Origin of the sequence: Idiomarina sp. UBA4206 (assembly GCF_002383015.1) — a bacterium.
Classification (GTDB): Bacteria; Pseudomonadota; Gammaproteobacteria; order Enterobacterales; family Alteromonadaceae; genus Idiomarina; species Idiomarina abyssalis.
The window spans coordinates 1,277-13,259 of sequence record NZ_DFTS01000026.1; the positions used below are offsets into that span (position 1 = coordinate 1,277).

11 protein-coding genes and 1 tRNA gene are annotated in these 11,983 nt (G+C 46.9%); 2 read left to right on the forward strand and 10 right to left on the reverse strand.

All coding sequences use genetic code 11. From position 1 onward, the window contains the following. The 3 genes from tig to B3180_RS05765 all read right to left on the reverse strand — a co-directional run. Positions 1–537 (reverse strand): trigger factor (tig, locus tag B3180_RS05755; RefSeq protein ID WP_286843488.1); only part of this gene is annotated, 537 nt, incomplete at its 3' end. A 181-nt stretch (positions 538–718) separates the two neighbouring features. Continuing rightward, a complete protein-coding gene (locus B3180_RS05760; RefSeq protein ID WP_199494405.1) occupies positions 719–946 on the reverse strand; it encodes a hypothetical protein in 228 nt (75 codons plus the stop codon). Between the two features lie 98 nt (positions 947–1,044). Then, positions 1,045–1,121: transfer RNA gene (locus B3180_RS05765), tRNA-Pro, on the reverse strand. 239 nt (positions 1,122–1,360) lie between these two features. Between B3180_RS05765 and folD the strand changes: the two genes are divergently transcribed. Then, complete coding sequence (gene folD, locus B3180_RS05770; RefSeq protein WP_286843490.1) at positions 1,361–2,221, forward strand: bifunctional methylenetetrahydrofolate dehydrogenase/methenyltetrahydrofolate cyclohydrolase FolD; 861 nt, start codon at positions 1,361–1,363, stop codon at positions 2,219–2,221. A 1-nt stretch (position 2,222) separates the two neighbouring features. On the opposite strand, the gene B3180_RS05775 is transcribed toward folD, so the two are convergent. Further along, entirely contained in the window at positions 2,223–2,954 is a 732-nt protein-coding gene (locus B3180_RS05775; protein WP_278358349.1) for a pilus assembly protein, read from the reverse strand. A gap of 110 nt (positions 2,955–3,064) precedes the next feature. Then, positions 3,065–5,683, reverse strand: a complete 2,619-nt coding sequence (gene topA / locus B3180_RS05780) for a type I DNA topoisomerase (RefSeq protein ID WP_273023415.1) — start codon at positions 5,681–5,683, stop codon at positions 3,065–3,067. A 297-nt stretch (positions 5,684–5,980) separates the two neighbouring features. Between topA and astB the strand changes: the two genes are divergently transcribed. After that, positions 5,981–7,324: an N-succinylarginine dihydrolase gene (astB, locus tag B3180_RS05785; protein ID WP_286843500.1), complete on the forward strand. Its 1,344-nt coding sequence runs from the start codon at positions 5,981–5,983 to the stop codon at positions 7,322–7,324. Positions 7,325–7,358: 34 nt separating this feature from the next. Here the strand turns inward: astB and purF are convergent, their stop codons facing one another. The 5 genes from purF to accD form a co-directional block, all read right to left on the reverse strand. Next, entirely contained in the window at positions 7,359–8,876 is a 1,518-nt protein-coding gene (gene purF / locus B3180_RS05790) for an amidophosphoribosyltransferase (RefSeq protein WP_054486979.1), read from the reverse strand. A gap of 14 nt (positions 8,877–8,890) precedes the next feature. Beyond that, positions 8,891–9,385 carry a CvpA family protein gene (locus B3180_RS05795; RefSeq protein WP_054486977.1) on the reverse strand — a complete coding sequence of 165 codons (495 nt, stop codon included), beginning with the start codon at positions 9,383–9,385 and terminating at the stop codon, positions 8,891–8,893. Between the two features lie 90 nt (positions 9,386–9,475). Next, a complete protein-coding gene (locus B3180_RS05800) occupies positions 9,476–10,021 on the reverse strand; it encodes an SPOR domain-containing protein (RefSeq protein ID WP_199494613.1) in 546 nt (181 codons plus the stop codon). 3 nt (positions 10,022–10,024) lie between these two features. Then, positions 10,025–11,317, reverse strand: a complete 1,293-nt coding sequence (gene folC / locus B3180_RS05805; protein ID WP_273023412.1) for a bifunctional tetrahydrofolate synthase/dihydrofolate synthase — start codon at positions 11,315–11,317, stop codon at positions 10,025–10,027. Then, a partial coding sequence (gene accD, locus B3180_RS05810) for an acetyl-CoA carboxylase, carboxyltransferase subunit beta (protein WP_286843494.1) occupies positions 11,317–11,983 on the reverse strand: 667 nt, incomplete at its 5' end. The genes accD and folC, both read right to left, overlap by 1 nt.

Sequence of the window (11,983 nt, forward strand, 5' to 3'; positions counted from 1 at the left end):
GCCTTCAAATTCTTCACCGTCGATAGAGCCAACAAAATCCATAGTGACACGGTCACCTTTTTTGGACTTACGCTTAACTTCTTTCCAGTCAGCGTGCTGCTTTTGCAACGTTTCCAACATGTTGTCTACGTCTTTTTCGGTAACTTCAACAGCTGGCTTCTCAACTTTCACTTTTTCCAGATTTTGAACTTCTACTTCCGGATACACTTCGAACGTTGCAGTGAACTCAAGGTCTTTACCTGGTTCATTGACTTTAGGCTCAATTGCAGGTGCACCAGCAGGGTTCAACTTTTCCTGCATAACCGCTTCAAAGTATTTGCTTTGCATAACACTTGAAGCTGCACGTGAACGTGCTTCGCGACCAAACAGCTTTTGCAGTACATTTGGCGGAATTTTTCCTTTACGGAAACCATTCACGCGACGATGGCGATATTCTTCTTTTAATAAGCGTGTTACTTCGCTATCAATTGCATCTGCCGGGACTGTAATAGTCACACGACGCTCTAAACCTTGAGTTGTCTCTACAGAAACCTGCATTGCTTCATTACCTCGGTTTCAATCAATGAATGTCACTCGCATCAATTTATCATTATAAAAAATGAGATACGGCAACGGCGTTGACCTTTAAAAATGACGCAGCATTATAGCGAGGAGACCGCCCGGAGTCGAGTCCCGAGCGGCAATTTTTAAACTTCACTTTATTCGGTGAGAAAAATACTTAAGATTTGTCTTCCAGCTCAAGAAGTAGATTATTGATTTCGCCCAGTTTATCCGGCTTATCGCCACCCATATTTTCTTGGTCGGCAACTTCCGTTTCAAGCTCATCATAACGCCATTGCTGCAACAGCTCTATTTTTTGCTGGTTTGAAAGGTCTGGATGATCAAACACAGCTTGCGGGGAATCAAACGCTTCAGCGGGATTCTTTAAACTTTTCTTAAAGTCCATAACAATAACTCCAGCCACGGGTTAACAGTGAAAGTTTTATTTATATATGACTTAAATGTAGCAGTACTGGCTGAAAAGAAAAAGGTCAAAGAGTGTAATGGTCGGCGATGCAGGATTTGAACCTGCGACCCCTTGGACCCAAACCAAGTGCGCTACCAAACTGCGCTAATCGCCGAATTTCTCCGAAAGCCGTATCAGACGCAGCTTTTAAAAAGCAAATGCTGGCTGACAACGGGGGCGAATATTACCTGTTGAAGACTGACCCGTCAAACTTTTTTTCTGTTATCGGTGCCGAATGGCTACTTTTACGTCAACCTGACGACTAAACCAACAACCGGTGACATTCAGGGCAGAAAAAAGTTACAATGGAACCCATATATCACCTTGAATTCTCTCACTTTTGGGAACGTCATTATGCCAGCTCAGATTATCGATGGTAAAACCATTGCAGCCACTGTACGTCAGGCCGTCAAACAGCAAGTAAAAGAACGTGTTAACTCCGGGCTACGAGCACCAGGCCTGGCGGTTGTCTTAGTTGGGAGCGATGCGGCTTCCGAAGTTTATGTAGGAAATAAACGGCGAGCTTGTGAAGATGTCGGGTTTCGCTCCTTTGACTATGACTTACCGGCAACGACAACGCAGCAGGAACTTGAAGAGCTGATTGAAAAGTTAAACAACGACACTGCTGTCGATGGCATCTTAGTTCAGCTGCCTCTGCCGGCGGGCCTTGATGCTACTCCGATATTAGAACGAATTCGCCCTGATAAAGATGTCGATGGCTTCCACCCTTTTAATGTCGGACGTTTATCGCAACGCATTCCCGCTCTACGCCCCTGCACCCCCAAAGGCATTATGACCTTACTGGAGCACACAAAAGTCGACCTGCATGGGTTGAATGCGGTTGTCGTTGGTGCAGCTAACATTGTTGGCCGGCCAATGAGCCTGGAACTCCTTTTGGCAGGTGCTACAACGACGGTTTGTCATCGCTTTACCAACGATCTATCTGAACACGTTAAAAGAGCAGATATTTTAGTTGTAGCAGTAGGGAAGCCTGAATTCATTCCGGGGGAATGGGTTAAACCCGGAGCTATCGTCATTGATGTTGGTATGAATCGACTACCTGATGGTCGTTTAACCGGTGATATTGAGTTCCAGACAGCCTCTGAGAAAGCCGGCTGGATAACGCCTGTTCCGGGTGGCGTGGGACCAATGACCGTAGCTTCACTCATTGAAAATACCTTACAAGCCTGCGTTGACTACCACGATATTCGCTAGTTTACTTTCGATAGCCGCTTAGCATTGAATGCTGAGCGGTATTCGATAACGCCCATAGAGGTTTATTGAACACCCGGCTGCGCGTTGCGCAGTAACGTGCTGCTTTAGAGTCGGACAGTAAGGTTTGAGTCGCAGATAAAAACTCGCCGGCAATAGGAATATCAAGAGGCAGGCACCAATAGGTTTCAATAACCAATACCCTTGCCTGGTGCCATTGTTCGCTACCGTCGCTACTGGCACGGGCGTGGTAGTGGTCAACTGAAATTTCTAATACCTCAGCCTTTAGCTCATCGTCCCAGCGCCAATCGGCAAATTGCCGAAAATCCTCAACCGTAGGCGACAAGACTTTTAGTTGACCAAATTGTGCGTAATGAAGTCGCTGCTCGACCACAGCTTCAGTTACAGCGACCATTTTGTTGTCAGTACTGAGTTGCGGTTTAAGCCCCGCCATTCCCGCAACTAACGTGTTAACCATGGCATTGTGACTGCCGTTATTAATGCTACCCGCGCGCACAGCATACTGATTAGCAACCGTTAGAGTTTGCTGCCCCCACCAGATAATCAGTGCCTGAACGAAAGTAAAAACAGCGGCCACAATAACCGGCCATACAATTAACAGCTCGATACCGGCTTGTCCGGAGTGTTTTCGCAGCGTTTTGCCCGGCTTAAATAAAGAAAAACCCGCTGCCGGAAAGGCAGCGGGAAATGTTATGCCCAAGCGAGACAATAACATGGGACCTCCATGTCCAGTGTGCTGTGTCCTTCATTAGACACGCAGCTATGTTAGTCCAGCAGGTTTTGATTCGCCATTGGCAAAGTGACCCTTTGCCCGTAAGTTATTAACTACTTGTCCTGTACTTGCCACTTCCCATCTCGGAAAAATGCCTTCCAGCCAGTTTGTTTCTTCTTGATTTCGGTCACCACGTATTGTTCTTTGTTTTTGCGCGAAAAGCGAACAATAGCATCATTACCGTCCTCGTCTTCCTGCGGAGCCTCCGCCAGATACTTGAACTTTTCCGGTAACCGGTCTTTAAACTGAGCAAGTTCTTTTACGGTAACAGCACGGGTCTCCCGTGACTTAGGGAAAGTATTAGCTGACAAGAAAATACCTGACGCACCGTCCCGTAAAACAAAATAAGCATCGGACTCTTCACAGGGTAACTCCGGCAATGGAACCGGATCTTCTTTAGGTGGCGCAGGTTCCCCGCTACGCAACAACTTACGGGTGTTTTTGCAGTCACTGTTGGTACAACCAAAGTACTTACCAAAACGTCCATTTTTTAGCTGCATTTCCGAGCCGCATTTATCACACTCGATAGTTGGACCGTCGTACCCTTTAATCCGGAACGTGCCCTCTTCAACCAATTGGCCGTCGCAAGTTGGATTGTTACCGCAAACATGCAGCCTGCGCTTTTCGTCAATAAGATAGCTATCCATCGCTGTCCCGCATTTAGGGCAGCGCTTTTTCGCTCTAAGCGCTTCGGTTTCACGTTCTTCTTCGTCAGTTACCTCAACCGCTTCTTCACCCGGCGTCAGGTTCAGTGTTTTAGTACAGCGTTCCTTTGGCGGCAGGTTGTAACCTGAACAGCCCAGAAAAACTCCGGTTGAAGCGGTTCTTATTCCCATTTTTCGACCACATTCAGGACAGTCAATATCGGTCAAAACAAGACTGTTCTCACGCATACCACCTTCAGTAGGTTCCAGTTCAGCTTTTTCCAGCCGCTCTTTAAAGTCCGCATAAAACTTATCGAGGGTTTCTTTCCAGTCACGCTTCCCGGCAGCAATATCATCCAATGCCTGTTCCATTTCTGCCGTAAAGTTGTAATTCATTAGTTCGGTGAAGTTCTCAACAAGTCGGTCATTGACAATTTCACCCATTTTTTCAGCAAAGAATCGACGGCTCTCTACCCGAACATAGCCTCTGTCCTGAATAGTAGAAATAATCGACGCGTAAGTCGACGGGCGACCAATACCGCGTTTTTCCAGCTCTTTAACCAAAGACGCCTCACCATAGCGAGCCGGTGGCTTGGTAAAATGTTGCTCTGGAAGCAGTTGTTCCAGTTTCAATGCATCGCCTTTTTTTACGTCCGGCAGATTATCATCGCCTTCTTTCTTGCTGCTAGCCGGAGGCATCACCTTAGTCCAACCGGCAAAGCGCATAACCCGTCCGCGCGCTTTTAATTCGAAATCACCCGAAGTGGCAGTTAAGGTCGTACTGTCATAGCGTGCCGGAACCATCTGGCAAGCAACGAATTGACGCCAAATAAGCTCATACAAACGTTGAGCATCACGCTCAACTGAAGATAAGGATTCTGACTTCACCTTCACATCTGACGGGCGAATAGCCTCGTGGGCTTCTTGTGCGTTGCTTTTAGCACCATAGCGAGTCGGGCTTTCCGGCAAATAGTTCTTACCAAAGTCTTTTGCTATTAAGTCACGGCAGGCATCAACCGCTTCAGCACTCAAATTGGTTGAGTCAGTACGCATATAAGTAATGTGACCGGCTTCATAAAGACGCTGAGCCATCATCATCGTCTTCTTCACACCAAAGCCTAACCTGGTACTGGCCGCCTGCTGAAGTGTTGAAGTAATGAACGGTGCGCTGGGTTTGCTCGACGTGGGCTTGTCTTCACGGCCGGTAATTTCGTAACCTGAACCCTTCAATAACGCCAATGCAGCATCGGTTTCTTCTTTATTAGCCGGGCGAAAGTTTTTTCCCGCCTGCTTCATTACCTGCATACGCAGAGAGTCTTCCGATGGCGTCATTAAATCCGCATGAACATCCCAATACTCTTCCGGAACAAAGGCTTTTATTTCGCGCTCGCGTTCAACCACCAGACGCACAGCAACTGACTGCACACGGCCTGCCGACAACCCACGGGCAATTTTTTTCCACAATAACGGAGAAACCATAAAGCCGACCACACGGTCAAGAAAACGGCGAGTCTGCTGCGCATTGACCCGGTCCGTATTCAACTCTGCGGGGTGCTCAAAAGCTTCCTGAATGGCTTTTTTGGTAATTTCGTTAAACACAACGCGTTTATAGCGGGAATCGTCACCACCGATAAGTTCCCGCAGGTGCCAGGCAATTGCCTCTCCCTCGCGGTCCAAATCCGTTGCGAGGATAATTTCCTCAGACTTTTTCGCTAACTGTTTTAACTCTTTAACGACTTTTTCTTTACCCTGCAGAACTTCGTAGTGAGCTTCCCAATCATTTTCCGGGTCAACTCCCATACGAGCAATTAACCGCTTGTAGTCCCGTTCTTTCTGATATTTAGCTTTTGCATCCGGGGACATCTTCCGGACTTCAGCTGCCGGTTTGCTTTTGATTGTCTCAGTAGCTCGGGTAGGTAGATCACGGACATGACCAACACTGGACTTAACGACAAAGTCCTTACCTAAATATTTATTAATCGTTTTGGCTTTTGCCGGAGACTCGACAATGACGAGCGATTTTGCCATAGAATAATCGTTCTCTTGTTGTAGATGACCGTGTATATACGTGCTAACAGTAACAATTACAAGTGCAATTGCTCATTAGCGGCCTTTTTTAGGTATATCGGTTATCGTCAGCAGAAACAACCATAACTCGAGTATTTGATAAAAATTCGCACAAGTTAGATAAACAGTCAGATTTATGCGAACGGGCTTAAACGCCAGAAAAATAAAGGCTTTCAAGGCGGTTTTAAAACAGTATAATGACACCTTAGTTTACATTATCAGGTGCACAATACGTGCAGGGAGTATCGAAAAGTGAGCATGCAACACTTCGAAGTCAACTACGACGGTTTGGTCGGACCTACTCATAATTACGCTGGATTGTCGTTCGGTAATGTTGCCTCTTTGGCCAACGCTAAAGCCTCATCCAGTCCTAAAAGTGCTGCCCTGCAAGGCCTGAAAAAAATGAAAGCACTGCACGATATGGGAATGAAGCAGGGAGTACTCGCTCCTCAGGAACGCCCGGATATTTTTGCTTTGCGGCGCCTGGGCTTTACCGGGACTGATGCCGAAGTGTTACATAAAGCAGCAACCGAAGCTCCGGCTATTTTCCAGGCCGTTTGCTCTGCTTCCAGTATGTGGACCGCCAATGCTGCGACCGTTTCGCCAAGTGCAGACACCGCTAACGGTAAAGTACACTTTACCCCGGCTAACCTGACCAATAAGTTTCACCGCTCATTAGAGCCACAGACCAGTGGTCGTATCCTGCAAGCTATGTTCAACAATAGCCGCTACTTCGAGCACCATACACATTTACCCGACAACGAGCACTTTGGCGATGAAGGTGCGGCCAATCACACTCGTTTGTGTCGCGAGTATGGTCACGCCGGAGTCGAACTCTTTGTCTATGGCCGTTATATCTTTGACAGTTCTAAACCAGCGCCCAAACGCTTTCCGGCAAGACAGACCTTAGAAGCCTCTCAAGCCATTGCTCGCTTGCACGGTCTGAGCGAAGATAATACCGTTTATATTCAGCAGAACCCTGACGTAATTGACCAAGGGGTTTTCCATAACGATGTCATTGCCGTCGGCAACCAAAACGTACTGTTCTATCATGAGCAGGCTTTTGCCGATACAGAAGCGAAATTGGCCGAAATTCAGCGTAAGTTCGGTGATAACCCACTACATTTCATTAAAGTGGGTACTGAACAGGTAAGTATTCAGGACGCCGTTAGTACGTATTTATTCAATACCCAGCTCATCACACCGCCCGATGGCCAAATGACAATCATCGCGCCAACAGAGTGTCAGGAGAACGACAGTGTCAGATCGTATCTGGAACAGTTGACTCAAAACAGTGACAGCCCCATTAAGCGGGTTGAATTTTTTGATGTGAAGCAGAGCATGAGAAATGGTGGCGGACCCGCCTGTCTGCGTTTACGAGCTGCATTGAACGATGAAGAACTCGCCGGGGCTAACCAGAATTGTTTAATGTCTGATAAATTATTCAGTCGTTTAAATCAGTGGGTAGAAAAGCACTATCGCGATGAGTTGGCTGTTGATGATTTACGCGATCCGGCATTATTAGAAGAATCGCGTTCAGCTCTGGATGAACTGACTCAAATTCTTAAGTTAGGCTCGGTTTACCCTTTCCAGCAAGACTGAGCAATTACTGACTCAGCCTTGCTGTTAGGCTGAGTCAGTCGTTATCGTTATGCAGCTCAAGGTTAGCGTCTTCTGAGCCGTCACGCTCAGATCTGGCAACGTCGTTACGAGCTGCATGAAGACGATCTAGATATTCCTGGCTAACATCTCCGGTTACATACTCACCGCTAAACACCGATGTTTCAAAACGCTTTATTGAGCGATTCTCTGCACCAACTGCATCTATCAAGTCATCAAGATCTTGATAAATGAGTCCATCTGCTTTGATCATGTCGCGAATCTCTATTGCTTCACGTCCATGACCAATAAGCTCATTGGCACTTGGCATATCAATACCATAAACATTCGGGAAACGAATTTCCGGAGCTGCTGATGCGAAATAAACCTTTTTGGCACCAGCCTCGCGAGCCATTTCGATAATCTGCTCAGAGGTTGTTCCGCGAACAATAGAGTCATCAACCAGCAAAACATTCTTACCGCGGAATTCAGCGCTAATAGCGTTCAATTTACGGCGTACTGACTTACGTCGCTGAGTCTGCCCCGGCATGATAAAAGTACGACCAATATAACGGTTTTTCACAAACCCCTGGCGGTACGGTAAATCCATAACATTGGCTATCTCCAGTGCAATATCACAGCTGGTTTCAGGAATTGGGATAACCACATCAATATCTAAATCTGCGTAGTCCCGTTTCAGTTTTTCGCCCAGCTTACGCCCCATATTGACACGAGAGGCATACACCGAAATCCCATCAATAAATGAATCGGGGCGTGCAAAGTAAACGTACTCAAAAATACAAGGGCAATGCATGGGTTTGTCGGCACACTGGCGCGAGTATAGTTTACCGTCATTCGTAATATAAATAGCCTCGCCCGGCTCGACATCACGCACATACTTAAAACCAGTACCGTCAATTGCAACACTCTCAGACGCGACAATATATTCCTCGCCATCTTCCGTGTCGCGTTTACCCAGTGCCAGAGGACGAATTCCCCATGGGTCGCGAAACGCAACCATACCGTGGCCGAGAATCATAGCGACTACGGCATAGGCTCCACGAACCTGACGATGGACCGCTGTCATAGTGCGGAAAACGTCTTCTTCGTTCAGTGTTAAACTTTCGTTCTTATCTAACTCGTTGGCAAATACGTTAAGCAAAATCTCTGAGTCAGACGTGGTATTAATATGGCGACGAGCTGTTTGGAACAAATGTTCCTGAACATCGTTAGCGTTGGTCAGGTTGCCATTGTGTGCCATAGCAATACCGAAAGGCGAGTTAACATAGAATGGCTGCGCTTCGGCAGAGCTTGAGCTACCGGCGGTGGGATAGCGTACATGACCAATACCGACATTACCTGCCAAGCGGTGCATGTGGCGTGTATGGAACACATCGCGTACCAAGCCGTTGGCCTTTCTTAAGCGTAAAGTGCAATGCTCATCAACTGTCATAATACCAGCAGCGTCCTGGCCACGATGTTGAAGCATAGTTAACCCGTCATAAAGCGCTTGGTTAACAGCCTGCTTACCAACAATACCAACAATACCACACATGTCTTTTCACCTTTTTATACAGGTTGAGGGACTAAAAAACTGGAGCTGTTTTCCAGATAACTGAAAAACCACTGAATAAATACACCGAAGTGAGGAATTAATAGAGACTCCTTCCACCATTCACTGGAAGATAATGTGGTAAAGGAATCAATAAAAAATAATAAAGCGCTGACAATTAATACACCGCGTAACGCACCAAAAACCAGACCGAGAACCCGGTCAGTTCCGGATAGGCCCGTGTGATGAACTAATTGAGAAAGAATGTAGTTAATAATTGCGCCCAGAATAAGAGTCGCTACAAACAATGCAGCTATTGCAGCGGCATTTCTTACCAGAGGATCGCCAATTTCGGTAAAGTATACTGCCAGATCGAGATAAAACTGACTCGCGATAAAAAAGGCTGAAATCCAGATGGCCAGAGACACGGCTTCTTTAACAAAGCCCCTTACCAGACTGATCAGCGTTGAAAGGCCGATGACAATTATAATGGCATAGTCAATCCAGAGCATAATGACTCACAATTGCTGCGCAAAAGACGCGGTGGATTTTAACAGAATGTGCCTGAGAATGTGATTTTCTTTTCACATATATTGCAAAAATCATGGCCGATAAGTAATTACCTTACCTTGCAGCCCGGTGAGTTCCTTCAGCGGACCTAATTGCTTCTCCAGCTCAGTCTTTGATGTATCCGGACCAACTAAAACACGACTAATTGAACCATCAGATGCCTTTTGCGAGTACGCCGAAAAGCCTTTTTCCCGTAACTGAGAGATCAAACGTTTAACACTGTCCTCGTTACTAAATGCGCCCAACTGGATAACCCAGGCTTTACCGTCAGCAGCATACTCAGCCGGCTCACGTGGCGGGGCCTGGGCATCACTGCTCTCGTTAATGGGCTCAGCTGAATCCGCAGTCTTTTCTGCTTCAGGAAGAGATTCTTCAACGATTACCGGTTCTGACACGGTTTTATCCGACAAGGTTTCCGGTTTTTGAAGTTCTTCCTCAACGGTGGGCTTTAGCGGAATGGTTTCCATTGGCTCAATCGGGTCTGCCTTCTCACCATCCAATATATCGGGAATAATAATGACAGCTAACGCCACCAATATCAGAGTGCCAACAAGACGATTCTGCAGAGGACTGGACAAAGCTCAAACTCCTTTTAAATGCGCGGTAATTCTCGCTACAGTGTAAAACGAGCCGAAGCCGAAAACCAGAGCTTTACCATTATTTGCCTGGTATTGCTCCGCCGCCTGGACAGCCTCGCAAAATGCATGCTCAACTGAGTCAAATAAGTGGCAAGATTCATTAGGTAGTTTGGCTTTAACCGCCAATTGCCCGGATGTTTCGCCACGAGGCTCCGACAGAGACCCTAAATACCAGTCGCAAACTCTGGAACTCAAAGCTTTAACGACCCCACTATGGTCTTTATCACTTAACATCCCAACAACGGCAAACACTTTATGCTTCGGGTAAAATTTGTCGAGATACTGGCAGGCATAAGCAGCAGCCTGAGGGTTATGTGCAACATCCAATAATATCTCACAGTTTTTATAGGAGTCTGTTTGCATTCTTCCCGGAAGCGCGGCCTTAGCTATGCCTTCTCGTATTGCCGATAACGTAACCGGCAAGGGTAACTGCTCGATAGCGGCAATTGCAGTTGAAGCATTGATAATAGGCAACTTAGGCAAAGGTAAATCGTTTAACTGGGTGTACTGACTACGGTAACTCCAGCTATCCGCCTTTTCATTTCGATGAAAGTCCCTGCCGACCTGCCACAACTTAGCACCAACGCGATCTGCCGTTTCAGCAATGCTTGCTGTAGGGCTGGCTTCACCACAAATTAATGGTTTATCCGTTCTCGCTATGCCTGCTTTTTCACGCCCTATTTGCTCTCTATTATTACCAAGAAATGCAATGTGATCGATACCTATACTGGTAATTACTGCAACATCAGCATCGACACAGTTCACAGCATCAAGCCGTCCGCCTAAGCCGACTTCAAGAATAACCACATCGGGTTTATTGGCTTTCATGAGCCATAAAGCAGCCAGCGTACCAAACTCAAAATAGGTTAAAGAGGTGTTCTTACGCGCTTTTTCAATGACCGCAAAAGCTTCGGTATGTGCAGAGTTTGTCAGTTCCTGACCATTAATACGAACCCGTTCGCGATACTCTACGATATGTGGCGACGTGTAGACGCCAGTGGTGTAGCCAGCTGTCTGTAGAATAGTCTCGAGGTAACAAACCGTCGAGCCTTTTCCGTTAGTGCCACTGACCGTAATAACCAAAGGCGCAGGCTCAAGTACATCGGCACTCGCTGCAACCCTGGCCACACGCTCAAGTCCCATGTCGATGCTTTGGGGATGGATGCTTTCAAGATAAGTCAGCCATTCCTGCAGCGACGCTGACGCTGCAGGGGCAGATAGCGGTCCGGCAGTCATTATTCGCTTACACTGACTTCCGACGTTTCAGTAGATGGCAGGTTCTGCATTTTCGCCAACAATCGAGCGACTGTGTCACGCATGTTACGGCGATCGACAATCATATCAATGGCTCCATGCTCTAATAGGAATTCAGCACGCTGGAATCCCTCAGGTAACGTCTGGCGGACGGTCTGCTCAATAACTCTCGGACCAGCAAAACCAATAAGTGCTTTAGGTTCCGCAATGTGAATATCGCCTAGCATAGCAAGGCTTGCAGAAACTCCACCCATCGTCGGGTCTGTCAGCACAGAAATAAAGGGAATACCCTCTTCACTCATACGTGCCAGCGCTGCCGATGTTTTCGCCATTTGCATTAATGACATCAGAGCTTCCTGCATACGAGCGCCACCCGATGCAGAAAAACAAACTAACGGGATGCGGTGCTTAAGGCTAACTTCCGCAGCCTGAACAAACTTAGCACCAACAACTGATGCCATAGAACCGCCCATAAAGTTAAAGTCAAAGGCGACAGCAACTAAAGGAACACCTTTTACGGTTCCTTTTTCCGCAATGAGTGCGTCATTTTCGCCCGTGCTTTTTTGTGCTGCAGAAATACGGTCTTTGTATTTTTTAGAGTCTTTAAAACGTAAAACGTCTTTCGGCTCTAAATCAGTGCCAATTTCT